Source organism: Faecalibacillus faecis (genome assembly GCF_003024675.1).
In the GTDB taxonomy this organism is placed as follows: Bacteria; Bacillota_I; Bacilli_A; order Erysipelotrichales; family Coprobacillaceae; genus Faecalibacillus; species Faecalibacillus faecis.
On the sequence record NZ_PYLP01000005.1, the window covers coordinates 71,535 to 92,222 of the forward strand.

13 protein-coding genes and 1 riboswitch are annotated in these 20,688 nt (G+C 31.2%); of the genes, 2 read left to right on the forward strand and 11 right to left on the reverse strand.

The window, feature by feature from the left end:
* Positions 1 to 95: 95 nt before the first annotated feature.
* The 8 genes from C7U55_RS05870 to gltB all read right to left on the reverse strand — a co-directional run bounded on the left by C7U55_RS05870 (position 96) and on the right by gltB (position 16,239).
* Entirely contained in the window at positions 96 to 494 is a 399-nt protein-coding gene (locus tag C7U55_RS05870; RefSeq protein WP_106987775.1) for a GNAT family N-acetyltransferase, read from the reverse strand.
* 9 nt (positions 495 to 503) lie between these two features.
* A complete protein-coding gene (locus tag C7U55_RS05875; protein ID WP_106987776.1) occupies positions 504 to 1,427 on the reverse strand; it encodes an AEC family transporter in 924 nt (307 codons plus the stop codon).
* 164 nt (positions 1,428 to 1,591) lie between these two features.
* Positions 1,592 to 2,266, reverse strand: coding sequence for a Pr6Pr family membrane protein (locus C7U55_RS05880; RefSeq protein ID WP_106987777.1), 675 nt, complete (start codon positions 2,264 to 2,266; stop codon positions 1,592 to 1,594).
* A gap of 51 nt (positions 2,267 to 2,317) precedes the next feature.
* Positions 2,318 to 3,814 carry a Na+/H+ antiporter NhaC family protein gene (locus C7U55_RS05885; protein ID WP_106987778.1) on the reverse strand — a complete coding sequence of 499 codons (1,497 nt, stop codon included), beginning with the start codon at positions 3,812 to 3,814 and terminating at the stop codon, positions 2,318 to 2,320.
* A 46-nt stretch (positions 3,815 to 3,860) separates the two neighbouring features.
* A riboswitch (Lysine riboswitch) is annotated at positions 3,861 to 4,029 on the reverse strand.
* A 108-nt stretch (positions 4,030 to 4,137) separates the two neighbouring features.
* Positions 4,138 to 8,388: a family 16 glycosylhydrolase gene (locus C7U55_RS05890; protein ID WP_106987779.1), complete on the reverse strand. Its 4,251-nt coding sequence runs from the start codon at positions 8,386 to 8,388 to the stop codon at positions 4,138 to 4,140.
* Positions 8,389 to 8,633: 245 nt separating this feature from the next.
* Positions 8,634 to 10,067 carry a 6-phospho-beta-glucosidase gene (locus tag C7U55_RS05895; RefSeq protein ID WP_106987780.1) on the reverse strand — a complete coding sequence of 478 codons (1,434 nt, stop codon included), beginning with the start codon at positions 10,065 to 10,067 and terminating at the stop codon, positions 8,634 to 8,636.
* A 190-nt stretch (positions 10,068 to 10,257) separates the two neighbouring features.
* On the reverse strand, positions 10,258 to 11,730 hold the full coding sequence (locus tag C7U55_RS05900; protein ID WP_106987781.1) for a glutamate synthase subunit beta: 1,473 nt from the start codon (positions 11,728 to 11,730) through the stop codon (positions 10,258 to 10,260).
* A gap of 3 nt (positions 11,731 to 11,733) precedes the next feature.
* Complete coding sequence (gene gltB / locus C7U55_RS05905; RefSeq protein WP_106987782.1) at positions 11,734 to 16,239, reverse strand: glutamate synthase large subunit; 4,506 nt, start codon at positions 16,237 to 16,239, stop codon at positions 11,734 to 11,736.
* 270 nt (positions 16,240 to 16,509) lie between these two features.
* On the opposite strand from gltB, the gene C7U55_RS05910 reads away from it, so the two are divergent.
* Together C7U55_RS05910 and C7U55_RS05915 are read left to right on the forward strand one after the other, a co-directional pair.
* Positions 16,510 to 17,082 carry a PduL/EutD family phosphate acyltransferase gene (locus C7U55_RS05910; protein ID WP_106987783.1) on the forward strand — a complete coding sequence of 191 codons (573 nt, stop codon included), beginning with the start codon at positions 16,510 to 16,512 and terminating at the stop codon, positions 17,080 to 17,082.
* 68 nt (positions 17,083 to 17,150) lie between these two features.
* The gene (locus tag C7U55_RS05915) at positions 17,151 to 17,786 is read left to right on the forward strand and encodes a DUF4230 domain-containing protein (RefSeq protein WP_106987784.1); all 636 of its coding nucleotides are present in this window, start codon (positions 17,151 to 17,153) and stop codon (positions 17,784 to 17,786) included.
* Between the two features lie 28 nt (positions 17,787 to 17,814).
* Here the strand turns inward: C7U55_RS05915 and C7U55_RS05920 are convergent, their stop codons facing one another.
* The 3 genes from C7U55_RS05920 to C7U55_RS05930 all read right to left on the reverse strand — a co-directional run bounded on the left by C7U55_RS05920 (position 17,815) and on the right by C7U55_RS05930 (position 20,680).
* Entirely contained in the window at positions 17,815 to 18,090 is a 276-nt protein-coding gene (locus C7U55_RS05920; RefSeq protein WP_048925113.1) for an HU family DNA-binding protein, read from the reverse strand.
* A gap of 89 nt (positions 18,091 to 18,179) precedes the next feature.
* Positions 18,180 to 19,196: a threonine aldolase family protein gene (locus C7U55_RS05925; protein ID WP_106987785.1), complete on the reverse strand. Its 1,017-nt coding sequence runs from the start codon at positions 19,194 to 19,196 to the stop codon at positions 18,180 to 18,182.
* A 35-nt stretch (positions 19,197 to 19,231) separates the two neighbouring features.
* Complete coding sequence (locus C7U55_RS05930) at positions 19,232 to 20,680, reverse strand: glycoside hydrolase family 1 protein (protein ID WP_106987786.1); 1,449 nt, start codon at positions 20,678 to 20,680, stop codon at positions 19,232 to 19,234.
* Between the last annotated feature and the right edge of the window lie 8 nt (positions 20,681 to 20,688).

The window sequence follows — 20,688 nt, forward strand, 5'->3', positions numbered from 1 at the left end:
CTTCTTTCCCTCTTATTTGTCAATTTCACATACAAAAATTATATGCAAAATAAAAACACCAACTTAAGAATATAATCTTAAAGTTGATGTCTCTTTTATTTTTTCATCCATGTATGGGGACAATCTTCATCATAATCTATTTCACCATATGCTTTAAAGCCTAGTTTTTCATAGAAGCCTTTTGCTTGTAGTTGTGCATGTAAACATACTGTTCCTTTTAATAATGAACAAGCACTTTGTACAATATATTGTCCTACTTTTTTACCTCGATATTCTTTAATAACTGCTATTCTACCAATGACATTGGCATGTAAAGAATCATCATAATAATAGCGACATGTTCCAATGGGTTTATTTTGATCAAAGACAACTAGATGTCTACATTCTTGATCTAAATCATCAAATTCATCTTTAAAGCCTTGTTCTTCCATAAAGACTTTTATTCTAATATCTTTTGCTTCTTGAGGTAATTGTTCATAAATTTTATAATTCATAGACTTCTCCTATAACAACATTGTTGCAACAACAATTGGAATAGTAATAACTGATAATAAAGTTGAAACAACAATATTTTTTGTTACGATTTTGACATTTGCATTATATTGTGTTGCAAGCATTAATACCATTGATCCTACTGGCATAGCATTAGTAATGATTGTAATGTTTGCATAGTAAGGATTGATATGAAGTAAACGACAAACTATCATTGTCACAAATGGTACAATGATTAAACGTACAAAAGCAAAGACATAACTACGCCAATCTGTAAAACTATCTTTAATTGGGTAAACTGCTAATGATGAACCAATCATCATCATTGAAAGTGGTGCTGTCAGTGAACCAACACTATTAATGGTATCCATTAGTACACTTGGAAGTTGCATATCAAATAAGTAAATTAAGATTCCTATAAAAATCAAAACAATTCCTGGTGTAAGTAATTGTTTAAAATTTAATTTAAATTCACTATCATCACTTTTTGTAAGACACATAATCGCATAAGTATACACAAAGAAATTAAATGCCATGTGAATAAGCGATGCGTAAAAAACAGCTTCTTGTCCAAAGACATCTAATAAAACAGGATATCCCATAAATCCTGTATTCGCAAAAACAACCATACATTCATAAACAGGCCAATCTTTTTTAGGAAATGGGAAGATACGATTTATAATCTTTCCAAGAATAATAAATCCTATGTACATTAAAATACCTGCCCCTATCATTAAAAAGACAATACTTTTATCATTTCCTTCTACTCCTGCAATAGAACTAATAATAAGCATTGGTGATGCCACATTGACAATTAATGCTGATATTTTTTTATTTGTATATTCATCAAAGATATGACATTTAAATAAAACAAATCCTAAAACAAGTAATAAAAATAATTTTAACATCGTTTGGAAGACAACCATGATGTCCATAAAATCCCCTCCTAAACCTTTACCATCTTATCATATTTCTTTTTATGCTCAATTCATTTTCATATTATAAAAATAATTCATTAAAGCTTGACTATCATAACAAAAAAATTGTAATAAATGGTCAATTCCCAAATTATTACAATTTTTTAGATAAATATCTTTAATTAATAAAAATCTTTCTTTGTTTTCTTGATTTTTAAAAAGAGTTTTCCTAATCCAATAAAAATAATCAATAAAACTACAATCATATAAAATGTCCCAATTCCTAATGTTTTAGAACCTAATAAAGATAAATCAAAACCAAACCATCCTGTAGAAGCACCATAGTTTAAAAAATTATAGGGTGCTAACATATCGCCATACCAACGTACACGAAATACTTGTCCTAGAATAATAACATAACCAACATAAACAAGTGGTGGAATAACTGAATAAAAGACATGTCTTTTTTCAGGAAGATATTTTTCACTAAAGAAAATAAAATCAATGATTGCTAGAACTGGGGTTATAAAATGTACACATAAACTTCCTGCACCATTATTTAAATAAGCACCGATAAAACCATGACTATTGGTTGGTGCTAATAAAAGCAGATAGACAAAGAATGTAAGGGTAATGGATATTGTTCCCATAAATTTAATCAAATACATTCCTTGTGAAATATATTTTGTTTTCTTTAAATCATAAATCAAAAAGATTAAAAGACAAAGATCAATAAAGATATTTGATAAATTCGTAAAGTACGTAAAAAACATCCAATGGTCTAAAGATTGCAACATTCCATAAACAGAAGAAAGTATTGCAATGAATTTTATAATTAGAGAAATCTTTCTTTTCATTTTTATCACCGGCAACACTATAACATATTATATTTTGAAGTTCAAAAGTTTTTAATACTTTCTTTTTTGATAAATACGTATTCCTAAAATAATCAATCCTAAAGAAACAAACGAAACAACTAAAGTAAGTAACATATTTTGTGTAAATCCAGCTACTAAATAACCTATAAAACATGCACTTGAAACAATTAAAGCATATGGAATCTGTGTTGTAACATGATATAAATGATTACATTGTGCTCCTGTTGAAGCCATAATTGTCGTATCAGAGATAGGTGAAATATGATCTCCACAAACTGCCCCCGCTAAAATAGATGCAATAGAAATAACTAACATTGTTGAACCTTCTGGAAATAAAGAGGTTGCCATAGGAATTAAAATACCAAACGTTCCCCAAGATGTTCCTGTTGAAAAAGATAACCCTGCTCCAACAACAAATAAACATGCCGGTAGAATTGCGGTTGAAATTGAAGCTGATTGTAATGTATTATAAACAAATGTTCCAGCCTGTAATTGATTTGATACAAGGTCTCCTAAAGACCAGGCAAGTACAAGAATTAAGATAGAGGGTACCATGGCTTTAAACCCTTCTGGAATACATTCAACAAATTCATTATAAGAAACAACTTTACGAGGAATATAAAGAACAAAGACAAAAATAATAGTAAAGAATGTTCCATAAACAAGTCCTCTTGATGCTTCACATTGACTAAAAGCCGTAATTAAATCTTTTCCATCAAAAAAGCCACCTGTATAGATCATCCCAACAATACAACTAAAAATTAAAACAATAACAGGTAAAATAAGATCTATTACTTTACCATTTTTATTATAAGAAATTTCTTCGCCTGTTTGATAAGAATCATCCCCAAAATGAATATCACCTTCTTTAGCGGCAAGTTCATGTTTTCTCATTTTACCTACAAGAAATTCACTTTTTATAACATAACATACCATTACAACTGTAAGAAGGGCATATAAATTAAAGGGAATCGTATTTAAAAAGAGTTGAAATCCATCTCCCGAAGTATAGCCACTGACAGCAGCAGCCCATGATGAAATTGGTGCAATAATACAAATAGGTGCTGCTGTACTATCAATAATATAAGCAAGCATTGCACGAGAGACTTTAAATTCATCGGTAATTTCACGCATAACACTTCCTACTGTTAAACAGTTAAAATAATCATCAACAAAGATCACCACACCTAAAACAAAAGTAGAAAAAAGTGATTGCTTTGAGGATTTCATTTTCTTCTTTGCCCATTTTCCATAAGCTTGACTTCCCCCACTTTTAGTCATTAAAGTCACAATCATTCCTAGCATCACTAGAAACATTAAGATACCAATATTAGAAGGTTTGCTCAAGCAATTAACAACCGTATCAAATAACAAATTCATACTTTCTACAATATGAAAATTCGTTAATAAAAGTGTCCCTGTCACAATACCTAATAATAAAGATAGATATACTTCTTTGGTTTTTAACGCAAAAACAATCGCAATAATTGGCGGTAATAACGCCCATACTGTACTTACAAAATTCATCTTTTCCTCCATAAAAAAAGCACTTTGAGGCAATCAAAGTACTTACATACAAGATAGCTCTCCACTAAAAAGTGACAAGAAATTACATATTCTATAATTTCCCAGATAAATAAAAGTTGGTGCTTTTATTCTCTTCGGCACGTTTCCCTTTCCTCTTTAACTGTCACCAAACATTATTAAAGAGTACTCTTGATTCATGCACCTCTACCATTTATTCATTTTTCTTTCAAAGAATATCAAACTCTTGTTATAAAGTCAATTAAATTGTTTCTATTTTAATACAAAAAGCCAGATTATGTTCTGGCTTCTGTATGACTATATTTCTATTTTAATGCTTTTTTCTTTTTTAATGCGATAATTGCGATAAATGATACTAAGCAACAACCAATGAAGATTTCAACTGGTGCTTGATCACCTGTTTTTGTACTCTTTTGAGTTGTTGTTTGTGCGTTTTTAGTAGTTTCATTATTTGTATTTGACACACCTTCAACACTTTCGTTTTTCTTATTATCTACATTTGTTTGACTATCTTTATTTTCTGTACCAGTATTTGGTTTTTGATTATCATCACTACCTGTTCCTGGGTTTGGTTTTTCATTATCATCTTTTCCTGTTTCTGGATTTGGATTTTCGTTATCATCTTTTCCAGAATTTGATTTAACAACTGTAAATATTGTATCTACATTTCCAGCAGTTGTTTGAATTTCTACTTTATGTTCTCCACTACTTAAAGTTTTTAAATATTCATTAGTTAATACAACTTTTGAATTACCATTGACTGCTCGTGAAATATTTTCAATTGTGTAGTATTTTGTATCAATTTCTTTTCCATCTACCAATACTTTTTGAATATTTCTTGCAGATACATTGATTGTAATTTCTAATGGCTTTGATGCATTATATTCTAACTTAGTATTTTCACCACTTACAATAACTGCTTTTTCATAACCATTAATAATAGCTTTACCTACTTTTCCACCAATTGCTGGATAAATAACATCTACTTCTTGAGATTCTTCTGAAATTTTATCTTTTGGATTTAAAAATTCCCATCCAGCAGGTAATTTAATTGTTTCTAATGTGCTACCGATAGCCCCATTTAATTCTAATTGTGATTTTGCTAAATCTTTTTCAAAAGTTCTTTCTTCAACAGTAAGTGAAACTTGTCTTCTTGTTCTTGCACTAACTGTATCTCCTTCTTTATAAGCTGTATAGTATAAATTATATGATCCTGGTTTTAATGATTTTAGTGATTCTGTATCATTTTTTCCTGTACATAATAGTGATACATGTGTGTTTCCACCAACATTTGTGAACATTGGTTCGTCATTAATAGAATAATCGACTATGCTTTCCTTATCAGAAGTAATTCCAGCTAATAAATCTGGTGTTTCACCTTCTGTCATTGTCACATCTTTTTCACCATTAATTTTATAAGCATTTGCATAGAAAGTATCTGCATCTTTTTGTTGTTGCTCATTTCTAGCATAGCGAACATAATCAACTTCATATTTTGTTCCCGCTAAGTTTTCACCTGCAGCACCAGGCCAAGCTCCACCTAAAGCCAAATTAAATTCAATATATTGTGGTCTATCAATACATTCTAAAGCTCTTTGATCATCACTATAATCAACTGTTCTAACAATTTGATCATCTACATACCATTCTATTTTACCTTTAGACCAATTAATTCCAAATACATGATAATCATCATTGAAAATTCCACTTGGTAGTGTATAGCAAGTACCATGTCCAGCATACTTTCCATCATCTTCACCATTAGTACCATAATGAAGCGTTTGATAAACTTGTCTATTACCATTAAACCCACCAGCAGTTCCATTACCAATTAATTCCATGATATCTATTTCACCACTATCAGGCCATCCAATACCTTGAGCAATATTACCATCTAAATGAAAATCAGAACCTAATGTCCAAAACGCTGGGAATACTGCTTGACCTTTAGGTAATTTAGCTTTCATTTCAATTCTTCCATATAAGAATTCTTGTTTACCATGAGTTCTTACACTTCCCGAATCATAAATAACTTTTCTTGTTGTATCTCCTTGTGTTACTTCATATTGATCTTCTGTTTTTCTATTTGTTGCTTTAATAACTAAATTTCCATCCTCAAGATAAACATTATCTTTACTATTTGTATAATGTTGTTGTTCTAAACCACGGATATGTCCTAATTCATAACCCCAATTATTTTTATCTAATTCAGTTTCATTAAATTCATCAGCCCATACAAGATTATAATTGTCATCTTCATTTCTAACTTCTGTCAATGAAACATCATCAACAAATACTTTTCCTCTATATGTAGCATCGCTTGTTGATTCCGTCCATTTCATGAAACAAACTGTTAAATTTGCAGTATTTGCATTTCCAAATATGCTTTCTTCATTTCCTGTATCAATATTTAGTTCTACATCTTGATATTGTCCTTTATTTTCTTCTGTACATTTTACTGTAACTTCATTGCCATTTACAAGATTTTGTGCGTTCTTTTTTAAGTTGACAAACATTGTTTGTCCTACTTCTGTTAATTGCACTTTAGCTTTTAATTTATATTTTGTATTTTTCTTTAAATTAACAAATTGGTAAATATTCGCATTTCCACTATTTTCTGGTAAAAAACCACACCAATCTCCTTCACTTGCACATCCTGGATATTTTGTAAATTGGGCATTTGTAACATCCCATGATGTACGACTACTAATTTGATAACCTGTCGAAGGATTATCTCCATCTTCAAAAGAACCATTTTTAATAAGTTCTCTATCTAATTCTATTAAATCTTGTTTACCATTTGGTAAAACAGTAAGAATAACCGTTCTTCTTGTGGCTGGTTTTGTAGAATCTGTACTACTTCTTGCTGTGTAGTATAAGTTATATTTTCCAGGTCTTAATTTCTTTAAACTTTGTTTATCATTTTTACCTGAGCATACTAAATCAACCGAAGTTAAACCACCTTTTGTTTTAAATGAATATTCATTATCAATAGAATAATCTAAAATACTATCTTGATCAGAAGTCACACCTTCTAATAAATTAGGCATTTCTCCTTCTGTCATTGTCACATCATGTTCTCCACTAATTTTTATCGCATTTTTATAATATTCTTCTGAATCTGCTTTTTGTTGAGCATTTTGTCCATAATAAACATAATCAACTTCATATTTTTGACCTGCAAGATCATTTCCAGCATCTCCAGCCCAGTTTCCACCAGTAGCTAAATTTAATTGAATATATTGTGGGCGGTTAAAACATCTTTTATATTCTTCATTGTCACCGTAATCGAAAGAACCTACGATTTTATCATCCACATAAAATTCTAATTTATTTTTTGACCAGTCAACACCAAAAATATGATAATCATCATTGAAGATTCCTTCTGGCAAGGTATAAGTAGATACCGATTTTGAATGATCTACATCAGCAACCGATCCTGCATGTAAAGTTTGGTAAACTTTACGATTACTATTTCCACCTGCGTCACCATCTGCAGCACCTATCATTTCCATAATATCAATTTCACCACAAACAGGCCAAGGAGCACCTTGTTCACTACTAATTCTTCCATCTAATGTAAAATCAGAACCTAATGTCCAAAATGCTGGGAAAGCACCTTTTCCTTTAGGAAGCTTCGCTTTCATTTCAATTCTTCCATATAAGAATTCTTGTTTACCATGAGTTCTAATACTTCCTGAATTATAAATAACTTGTCTATTTCCTCTAGGATTTTTATATTGGTCTTCTTTATCGCGATTAGTAACTTGTAATACTAATTGCCCATCTTTAACATAGACATTTTCAGGATCATTAACATAATGTTCTTGTTCAACTCCTCTAATAGATCCTAATTCATAATCCCATTTTGATGTATCTAATTCTGTTTTATTAAAATCATCTGCCCAAACCATTTCATAGTTATCATCTTCTGTAGCTTCATTTTTCGCTTTAACAGATACATCATCAACCCATACTTCTTCATTAATAATATCTTGATTTCCATTTGTTTCTGTCCATTTAATAAATGCAATAGATCCAGATGTGTTATCTCCAGAATTAAAAGTAAATTCTACATCTTGATATTGACCAGCTTTATCTTCTGATGAAGAAATTGTTGTCTCAATAGCATTTCCATTAATATCTTTTAATCCTGCACTTAAATCATTATCTTTTACTGCTAAAAATACTTGTCCTTTACCATTTGAAATCTTTACTTTTGCTCTAACGACATAATCTGTATTTTTCTTAAAACTCACATTTTGAAAAACTGCTGCATTATTAGAATTTGATGGCAATTTTCCATAATAATTACCATTATCATTTTCAAATGTTCCTGTACCCGATTTTCTCCATGAGGATCCATTATTGTCAAAGCCACCATTAATAATTAAATCATTATTACGATTTAATTTTACCAAATCATGTTCATGAGTCACTTGTGACGTTGTACCTTGATTTGTATTCCCAGCAAATACCATTGCTGAATAAGAGCTAAGCATTGACATTGATGTCAATACGGATAAAACAACTTTTGTAACTTTTTTATTTTTCATACATTTTCCCTTTCCTTTTTAATTGTTACCGCTTACAAATAAGTATTATTACATATTTTTAGTAAATGTCAATACATACATTACTTATTTATACGTATATTTTCACTAAATTTAGCTATTATAAGTATATTTACAATTATTGTATAGTGTTAATTTTATTTTTATTTACTAAATTAAATATGTTATTTAGTAAATATTTGTCAATAAATAAAAAACTTCCTAAACTTAATTAGGAAGTTTTTCTTTTAAAGTTCTTCACCGTTAGAAGCAATAACTTTCTTATACCAATCATAAGAATCTTTTTTGCTTCTTTCAAGTGTACCATTACCTTCATTATCTCTATCTACATAGATAAATCCGTAACGTTTTTTCATTTCACCTGTTGTAAATGAAACACAGTCAATACATCCCCAAGGAGTGTATCCCATTAAATCAACACCATCTTCTTCAACAGCTTTTTTCATTTCTTCGATATGTGCTCTTAAATAATCAATACGATATGGATCATGACAAGAACCATCTTCTTCTTTAACATCAATAGCACCAAAACCATTTTCTACAATAAATAATGGTTTTTCATATCTTTCGTAGAACATATTTAAAGCATATCTTAATCCTTCTGGATCAATAGCCCATCCCCAATCAGATTCTTTAATATATGGGTTTTTAACTGAATGTTCACTTGAACCATCTGTTGCTTTTGAAACATCTTTATTTACTGTTGAATCTACAACATTTGTCATATAATAACTAAATCCAATATAATCAACAGTACCTTCCGCTAATGCTTTTTTATCTTCTTCTGTAATATCGATATTGAATCCTTTTCTTTCAAACATTTTTAAAGCATAAGCAGGATAATGTCCACGGCATTGTACATCGCAAAAGAAGAAACGATCATGCATTTGTTGTTGTGCTAATACTTGATCTGCTGGACGACAGCTAAATGGATAAATTGGAACCATCGCAATCATATTTCCAATTTTGAAATCAGGATTGATTTCTTTACCAATTTTTACTGCTTTAGCTGAAGCGACTAATGTATGATGTCCACAGATATACATTGCTTCTTCTGGATTATCATAGTTTCCAAAATGAGCGCCACTGTTTGTCCAACCAAAGATATCATTTTTAAAGTTCATTTGGTTATTGATTTCATTGAAAGTCATCCAATATTTAACTTTGTTTTTATATCTTTTGAAACATTCTTCTGCAAATTTAACAAAGAAATCAATTGTTTTACGGTTCATAAATCCACCGTATTCTTTAGCTAAATGATAAGGCATTTCAAAATGTGATAATGTAATAACAGGTTCAATACCATATTTTAATAATTCATCAAAAACATCATCATAGAATTGTAATCCTTCTTCATTAGGTTCTTCTTCATCCCCTAATGGGAAAATTCTTGTCCAAGCAATAGAAGTTCTAAAACATTTAAATCCCATATCCGCAAACATAGCAATATCTTCTTTATAATGTCCATAGAAATCAATTCCAATATGGTTAGGATAATATTTACCTTCTACTACACCATCTGTGATTTCTCTAGGTACTCCATGTGCTCCTGCTGTCATAACATCCGCTACAGAATATCCTTTAGAAGTATTCAATACTCCTCCCTCAAATTGGTGAGCAGCTAACGCTCCACCCCATAAAAAGTCTTTTTGTAAAGCCATATATTACCTCCGTCTTCTTTTTTAACATTATATCATAAGAATTCTAAGCGAGAAACTTCCTCATTTCATTTAAAAGAATATTCACAAAATTATCCTTATAAAATGAATGCCTTGTAAATTCTATTTACAAAAGAAAACCTTGAGTTTCCTCAAGGCTTTCTAAAAATGATTGTGAGTCTATTTTGATATTCTATAAATTAGAATATCCCATTAAATCTTCATCAACAGCACGTGCAACTTCACGTCCTTCTCTTATTGCCCAAACAACAAGAGATTGTCCTCGACGCATATCACCAGCAACATAAAGTTGATTTTGATTTGTTTGGTAATTTTCATCAGCCACATTTCCTCGTGGTGTAAGTTTTACATCAAATGCTTTAGCAACATGGTCTTCGCACCCAATGAAACCTGCTGCGATTAAAACAACATCAACATCAAGTGTTTTTTCGCTTCCTTTGACAGGAACCATTTGTCTGCGACCTTCAACTTGTTTTGATTCAAGTGAAACAATAATAGCTTGTTTGATATTTCCTTTATCATCTTTGATAAATTCTTTAACTGTTGTTTGATAAAGACGTGGATCATTTCCAAAAACAGCAATGGCCTCATTTTGTCCATAATCTGTCTTTTTAACACGAGGCCATTCTGGCCATGGATTTGAATCTAAACGTTCATGGGGTGGTTCTGGCATCATTTCTAATTGAATAACTGATTTACATCCTAAACGGATGGCTGAACCAACACAGTCATTTCCTGTATCTCCACCACCAATAACAAGAACATTTTTATCTTTTGTTTCAACAAAATCCTTATCTTCTAATTGGCTATTAAGTAATGATTTTGTAATTCTTGTAAGATAATCTACAGCAAAGTAAATTCCTTTAGCATCTCTACCAGGTACTTGTATATCTCTTGCTTTTTTACTTCCACAAGCTAAAACAACACGATCAAATTCTTTGTAAAGTTCTTGAACTTGTTTTTTTGTTTCAATACCTGCTTTTGTTTTGAAAACAACACCTTCTTCTTCCATTAAATGCACACGGCGATCAATGATATGTTTTTCAAGTTTCATATTTGGAATACCATACATTAATAATCCACCAATACGATCTTCTCTTTCAAAAACAGTTACTTGGTAACCTCTTTTATTTAATTGATCCGCTGCTGCAAGTCCTGAAGGCCCTGAGCCAATAACCGCAATCTTTTTATCAATACGATGTTTTGGTGGTTGTGGTTGCATCCAATTAGAAGCATAGGCTGTTTCAATGATGGCATTTTCATTTTCTCTTACAGTAACAGAGTTTCCATTTAAACCACATGTACAGGCTGCTTCACATAAAGCAGGACAAACACGTGAGGTAAATTCTGGAAAATTATTTGTTTTTAGAAGTCTTTTAAGGGCTGCTTTATAATTTTTATGGAAGATCAAGTCATTCCATTCAGGAATCAAGTTGTTAAGTGGACAACCTGATACCATTCCTTGAATGACTTTTCCATTTTGACAGAAAGGAACTCCACAATCCATGCATCGAGCCCCTTGGCATGATTGTTCATCACGAGATAATGGTTTATGAAATTCATTAAAGTTTTTAATACGTTTTAATGGTTCAATTTCTGTTGATACTTGTCTTTCTATTTCTAAAAATCCTGTTGGCTTTCCCATAATCTACATTCCTTTCTTAAAAGCATTAAATGCTTCTACTTTTGCTTGTTCATTTGTAAGTCCCTGTTGTTCAAATGAACTAATAAGTGACATCATACGCTTATAATCATGAGGAACAACTTTTTTAAAGTGAGCAACCTCATTACCAAAATCATCTAAGATTTTCTTTGCTACATTTGAATTTGTGTATTTGTAATGCTTTTGAATCATTTCTCTTAATTGATCTTCATCATAACGTGACTTCACATTTTTATATTCTACAAGTTCTTTATTAACATGTTCATAGAATGTATTATCTGGATCATAAACATAGGCAATACCTCCAGACATACCAGCTGCAAAGTTACGTCCTGTTTTTCCTAGAACAACAACCATACCACCTGTCATATATTCAAGACCATGATCTCCAATACCTTCAACAACGGCATGAGCTCCTGAGTTACGTACAGCAAATCTTTCACCTGCAACCCCATTAATATAAACTTCACCCGAAGTTGCTCCATATAAAGCAACGTTACCAATGATAATATTATCTTCTGGTGTAATTGTAGAATCTTTTGGTGGAACAACAATCAATTTACCACCTGATAATCCTTTTCCAAAGTAATCATTACTATCTCCATAAAGATGTAATGTTAAACCTTGAGGAATGAAGGCACCAAATGATTGACCTCCAGCTCCATAACAATTAACTTTAAAAGTATCTTCTTCTAAAGAAGTTCCATATTTCTTTGTGATTTCAGATCCAAAGAGTGTACCAAATGAACGATCAATATTTGTCACACGGACATCAATTTCTTTATTTTGATGTTTATCTAATGCATCTTTTAATTGTTTATAAAGTACTGTTGTATCTTTTACTTCATTAAGTTTGAAATCATATTCATTATTTTTTTCATGATGACTATGTTTACTAGAAGTATATGGATTATTTAAGATTCTTGATAAATCAATATTTTCAATATCATCTCTTGCTTCTAATAAATCACTACGACCAACCATTTCATCAACTGTTTTAAAACCAAGTTGAGCCATGTATTCTCTTAATTCTTGAGCAACAAAACGCATAAAGTTTTCCACATATTCAGGTTTACCTTTAAAACGTTTTCTTAAAATTGGATTTTGTGTAGCAACTCCAACTGGACATGTATCTAAGTTACAAACTCTCATCATAACACATCCCATCGTAACAAGCGGTGCTGTCGCAAAACCAAATTCTTCTGCCCCAAGTAATGTCGCAATTGCAAGATCTCTACCTGTCATTAATTTACCATCAGTTTCAATAACAACACGACTTCTTAAATCATTCATAATCAAGGTTTGATGAGCTTCAGCTAAACCAAGTTCCCAAGGAAGTCCAGCATTGTAAACAGAGTTTTTAGGAGCAGCTCCGGTTCCTCCATCATATCCTGAAATAAGGATAACACCCGCACCGGCTTTAGCAACACCAGCTGCAACAGTACCAACTCCTGCTTCAGATACAAGTTTGACTGAAATACGTGCATCTTTATTCGCATTTTTTAAGTCATAAATTAATTGCGCTAAATCTTCAATTGAATAAATATCATGATGTGGTGGTGGTGAAATTAAACTTACTCCTGGTGTTGAATGTCTTGTTTTAGCAATCCATGGATAAACTTTACCACCTGGTAAGTGTCCACCTTCTCCTGGTTTTGCCCCTTGTGCCATTTTGATTTGAATTTCATTAGCACTACATAAGTATTCACTCGTAACACCAAAACGTCCTGAAGCCACTTGTTTAATGGCAGAACATTTACTATCACCATTAGAAAGTGTTTCAAATCTTTCTGGATCTTCTCCACCTTCTCCACTGTTTGATTTACCATGGAGTCGATTCATCGCAATAGCCATTGTTTCATGAGCCTCTTTTGAAATTGATCCATAAGACATTGCTCCTGTTTTAAATCTTTTAACAATTGATTCAACAGGTTCTACTTCATCAATTGGAATAGATTTTGTCTTTTTAAATTTCATAAGACCTCTTAAATTTAAATGAGATCCTTCTTCATCAATCATTTTTGAATATTCTTTAAATAATTGATAATCACCTAAACGTGTAGCTTGTTGTAATTTATGAATTGTTGCTGGATTATAAAGATGTTCTTCTTTTCCTGATCTTTCTTTATGATCTCCAGCACTATCTAGAGTAACATCAACATCTAATCCTAATGGATCATAAACTTGATTATGTCGATATTCTACATCGGCTTCAATATCTTTAATTGTTTTTCCTTCAATACGACTTACTGTTTTTGGGAAGTATTTATTGACTAAATCACTTGATAATCCAATTGCTTCAAAGTTTTGAGATCCACGATAAGATTGAATTGTACTAATACCCATTTTAGAAGCAATTTTAACAATACCATGTAAAATACCACTATTATAATCATCAACAGCTGCATAGTAATCCTTATTTAATAAACCTTGATTGATTAAATCAAAGATTGTATCTTGAGCTAAATAACCATTGATAGCAGAAACTCCATAACCAAGTAAAGTTGCATAATGATGGACTTCTCTTGGTTCAGCAGATTCAAGAATTAAAGCTAAACTATTACGTTTTTTTGTTCTTACTAAATATGAGTTAACAGCTCCAACAGCAAGTAATGATGGAATTGGTAAGTGGTTATCATCAACTGTTCTATCAGATAAGATAACAATATTACATCCTTCATGATAACGTTTATCTACTTCTACAAAGACACGATCAATAGCTTTTTCTAAAGATGTGTTTTTGATATAAGTAATATTCACTTCACCAACTTTAAATCCTTCTTTTTTCAAGTTTTTGATTTTTAAAATATCGGTATTACTTAAAATAGGATGATTGATTTTTAATAAGTGACAGTTTTCTGGTTTATCTTCCAACATATTTCCATCACGACCAATACAAATACTTGTAGAAGTAATGATTTCTTCACGAATCGCATCGATTGGTGGATTGGTTACTTGAGCAAATAATTGTTTAAAGTAATTGAATAATGGTGGATGTTTTGTTGATAAAGCAGCAATTGGTGTATCATTTCCCATTGCGACAATATTTTCATTTCCTGTAAGTGCTAAGTTTTTAATATAGTTTGTATCTTCATAACTATAGCCATGAATTTTTTGAAGTTTTGTAAGTTCTTCCCCTTCATATCTTTCTACACGCACACTAGGAATACGCATATCTTTTAAATTAATTAAATTGCTTTCTAACCATTCTCCATAAGGTTGTTTTATAGCATATGTTTCTTTTAAAACATCATCTTCAATAAGTTCGCCTTTGACTGTATCGACAAGTAACATTTTTCCTGGTCTTAATCTTTCTTTTAAGACGATATCACTTGCGGGAATATCTAATGAACCTACTTCTGAAGATAAGACAAGATAATGATCTTTAGTAATATAATAGCGTGATGGTCTTAAACCATTTCTATCTAAGATAGCCCCCATGATATCTCCATCGCTAAATAAGATTGAAGCTGGTCCATCCCAAGGTTCCATTAATGTCGCATTATATTCATAGAAGTCTTTCTTTGTTTGTGACATACTTTTATCATTTTCATAAGGTTCTGGAATACACATCATGACAGCACGTGGCAATTCCATCCCTGACATAACTAAGAATTCTAAAGTATTATCTAACATTGCTGAATCGGAACCATTAACGTCTACTACTGGATAAACTTTTGTAGTATCGACCGCATCTGTTGCCATGTTTTCTTCACGGCATAACATATTATTGGCATTTCCTTTAATTGTATTGATTTCACCATTGTGAACAATAAATCTATTTGGATGTGCTCTTCTCCATGATGGCATTGTATTCGTAGAGAAACGTGAGTGAACTAAAGCAATCGCACTTTTATAATCTTTGTTTTGTAAATCTTTAAAGAATAGTCTTAATTGTTGAACTAAGAACATTCCTTTATAAACAATTGTACGACTTGAAAGTGAACAAACATACGTATCTTCAAATTGACTTTGTTCAAAGATTCTTCTTACTTGATAAAGTTTTCGATCAAAATCTAATCCTGCTTCTACATCACTTGATTTTTCTACAAAAGCTTGGACAATAAATGGCATTGCATCAAGTGCTTTCTTCCCTAATACTTTAGGTACTGTAGGTACTTCACGCCATCCTAAAAAAATGAGTCCTTCTTTTTTTACAATTGTTTCAAACATCTTTTTCACACGTAAACGAATTTTTTCGTCTTGTGGCATAAAGAACATACCAACCCCATAATTTCCTTTTTTAGGTAATTGAAATTCTTTAATAACTTTTTGGAAATAATCATCAGGAATTTGTGTCAGAATTCCAACACCATCTCCTGTTTCTCCAGCGGCATCCTTTCCTGCACGATGTTCTAATTGTTCAACAATTTTTAAAGCATCATCCACTGTTTTATAAGTTTTTAATCCTTTGATGTTAACAACGGCCCCTATTCCGCAGTTATCATGTTCAAATGACTGATCATATAAACCTCGATTTTCTTTGTTCATAAAGGTTCCCTCCTTTTTTAGTATAGTTAGAATAGCACATTTAGTAATATGTGTAAAGACTTTGGTATTTTTTAGGATTTTTCTAAAAAGTAAGCGGATTGTATACATTTTTTAATGTTTTATCACTGTTTTGATAATCTTTTTTTACTAATTTAATAAATTTATTTCAGTTTGTAAATGAAAAATTTTTAAAATTTTTTTAATTTATTGGAAATAAAGAGTAAAAAGAGTAGAATAAAGATAGTATTAATATGGAAAGAGGAGAAAAATATGGAAGATATGTTTATTGTCGAAACTTCTGCTAGACATATTCACTTAAGTGAAAAAGATTTAGCAACTTTATTTGGTGAAGGTCATCAATTAACAAATAAAAAAGATTTATCTCAACCAGGTCAATTTGCTTGTGTTGAAAGAGTAAAAGTAATTGGACCTAAAGGAGAATTAAATATGTCTGTTTTAGGACCTACTAGAAAAAAAACTCAAGTAGAAATTTCTTTAACAGATGCAAGAAGCATTGGGGTTCAAGCCTTAATTAGAGAATCAGGAGATATCGAAGGAACTGCTGGATGCAAACTTGTTGGACCTGCTGGTGAAGTAGAAATCCCATGTGGTGTCATCGCCGCTAAAAGACATATTCACTTAACACCTGAAGATGCTGAAAAATTTGGTGTTAAAGATAAAGAAATCGTTAAAGTTGAAATCAATACTGAAGGACGTTCTTTGATTTTTGGTGATGTTGTTTGTCGTGTAAGCGCTTCATATGCTACAGCAATGCACATTGATACAGATGAAAGCAATGCAGCTGCTTGTGGTAGAGAAGTTTACGGTAAAATCGTAAAATAATAAACATTTAAGGTTCTGTAAATAGAGCCTTTTTTGTTATTTATGATATAATGATGTCGGGTGATGATATGAAAGTATTAGATACACTTGGAAAATCAAAAAAGGCAATTGGTGGAATTATCGCAATTCTTTTATGTATTGTAGCTATTTTCTTTGCTGGCATGAAATTTGCGGATGGTAAAGAAAATGATAAGATTACTTCAACAACAATTAGAAATCAATTAACTGAAATTAATGAACTTGCGGTTTATTCTTATGATTATAGTAAGGTTGGTAAATTTTCTAATAAACTTTCTTTCAATGGTTGGGATATTCCTCTTACTCAAAAGAACTTTATTATTACATATGATGGTACAATTAAAGCAGGAATTAATTTAGATGAAGCTAAAGTAGATATAGATCAAAATAATTTAAATATTACTTTACCTGCTACAAAGATTTTAAGTCATGAAATTGATGAAAACTCAATTGAAGTCTATGATGAATCTTCAAATATCTTTAATCAAATAAGTATTAATGATTATAAATCTTTTGCAACAAAAGAAAAAAAGAAAAATGAAAAAGATGCTATATCTAATGGAATCCTTACAAAGTCAAAAGAAAAAGTTGTGCAAACTCTCACAACTTACTTACAGGCTATTCCAGAAATTAAAGATAACTACCAATTAAACATTACAATCCAAGATGCAAAAACCGATGAATAAAATCATCGGTTTTTCTATTATAATTGAATTATTTATTTACAGCTTTTTTTAATGCTGAGCTTGCTTTGAAAGCAGGAGCTTTACTTGCAGCGATTGTCATTGTTTCACCAGTTCTTGGGTTTCTACCAGTTCTTTCACTACGAGTACGTACTTCGAAGTTTCCAAATCCTTTTAATGAAACTTTATCTCCTTTAGCAAGAGCATCTGTTACAACGTCTACTAATGCTGTAACTACTTTATCTACATCAGTTTTTGTTAATTCTGTACTTGAAGCAATTGCTTCTACTAATTCAGTTTTATTCATCTTTTTTAATCTCCATTTCTTGAAATCTAGGATTAAATCCTAGAATTATTTTACTACTTTATACGTGTATTTACAATAAAATACGTTCTTTACTTTTCTAAATCTTTCACAAATTCATAACATACTTCTTTAGAGGTTGCCCATGATGTAACAAGGCGAATACAGGAATGATTTTCATCGACTTCAAACATTGGTGTTGTGATATATTTTTGATGAATTTTTTTCAACGTTTCATGATCAATGATTGGAAATAATTGATTTGATGGACTTTCAATATACATTGAGTAACCATTTTTCTTTAAACCTTCTTTTAAAATATTAGCACATTCATTTTCATGTTTTCCAATTTCTAAATAAAGATCACCTTCAAATAAAGCATCAAATTGAACACCTAACAATCTTCCTTTAGCAAGCATAGCCCCTTTTTGTTTAATATGATATCTAAAATCAGTTTTAAGTTCATCATTGATAATTACTAAACATTCACCAAATAAAGCTCCCATCTTGGTACCACCAATATAGAAAGCATCACTATACATAGCCATTTCTTGTAAGGTTGGTGCATCATTTAAAACAAGTGCACTACCAAGTCTGGCTCCATCAATAAATAGATAAAGGTGATGTTTTTGGCAACATTGATAAATTTCTTTTAATTCATCTAATGTGTAATATGTTCCATATTCCGTTGTTTGTGAAATATAAACCATTTTAGGTTGTACCATATGTTCATCAGTATGCCCACTTACAATTTCTTCAATCATTGCACAATTGATTTTACCCTCTTGATGTGGTTTCGTTAAAACTTTATGTCCGGTAAATTCAACAGCTCCTGTTTCATGCACATTAATATGCCCACTATCAACCGCAATAACTGCTTGATAATCTTTTAAAGCAGAAGAAATCATAATCATATTTGTTTGGGTTCCACCTACTAAAAAGTGAATATCCACGTTTTCATTGTTTAATATCTTTTTGATTTTATCTTTTGCTTTTTGACAGTATTCATCCTCCCCATAGCCTACTGTTTGTACAAAGTTTGTTTGATTCAAGGCTTCCATCACTTTAGGATGTGCCCCTTCTAAATAGTCACTTGCAAAATTATACATCTTAACCCCCTAAAGAAAATAGGAAACGATGTTTCCTATAGTTCTTCTCCATTTGTTTCAATAACTTTTTTATACCAATAATATGAATCTTTTTTATATCTGTTTAATGTACCTGAATTTTCATCTTCTTCACGATCTACATAAACAAAACCATAACGTTTTTGATAACCATTTAACCAGCTTAATAAATCTGTATAAGACCATGTACAATAAGCAAGTACACGACAACCATCATCACATGCTTTTTTAAGTTCTTCAATATGGCGTTTTAAATAATCAATACGATATGGATCATGAATTTGTCCATCTTCTAATTTATCAAAGGCACCTAAACCATTTTCAGAAATAACAATTGGTAAATCATAGCGTGAAGTAATTTCACGACAACACATTCTAATTCCCATTGGATCAATTGTCCAATCCCAATCAGTTGTTGGTAAAAATTCATTTTGTGGTTTTTTATAAAGACCAGGTACACCTTGAACTTTAGCTGTTCCTTTTTTACCAGTATTATTCATTGTATGATCACTACCAACACCATTAATATCATTAAATTCAACAACACATGTTTGATAATAGTTCACACCCATGAAATCAATAAGTGAAGCTGCTTTTTTCATAAGGGCTTCATCGCCTTCTTCAAAAACAGGCGCACATCCTAATGATTTTAAATATTGAATAGCCGCACGTGGATAACGTCCATAAGCATATGCATCCATCCAATAATAGTTTTGTAAATCATCATAATCCGCTTTAGCCATTGCATTTTCAGGTTTACGATCATAAGCATAACTTGGACTATAAGCAAATGAAGCTCCTACTTTCGCTTCTGGATAAAGTTCTTTTAAAGCAATAACACTTTTTGCATGAGCAATATTAGCATGATGATTGACTTGATAGAATGTTTTCATATCATCTACTTTTCCTGGTGGATGCATTCCTTCTAACCATCCATGTCCTGTAAAAATATTTTGTTCATTCATTGTAATCCAATATTTTACACGATCACCATATCTTTTAAATAATGTTGTTGCATAATTTACATAATCATCTACGATTTTTCTGCTTTCCCATCCGTGATATTGGTCTTCTAAAGCTTGTGGCATATCCCAATGATAAACTGTAACCATTGGTTCAATTCCATATTTTAATAATTCATTGATAAGATTATCATAGAACTCTAAACCTTTTTCATTGACTTCACCATTACCATTTGGATAAATACGTGTCCAAGCAATTGAAAAACGATATGTTTTCAATCCCATTTCTGCCATCAACTTTACATCTTCTTTGTAACGATGATAGTGATCAACCGCTTTATCACCTGTTGTTGCTTTAAAAGTCTTTCCTGGAATTCTTACAAATTGATCCCAGTTGGAAACACCTTTACCATCTGCATCCCAGCCACCTTCTACTTGGTAAGCAGCTGATGCACTTCCCCAAAGAAAATCCTTAGGAAACCCTTTTGTTTCTTTAAAATACATTTTTTTTC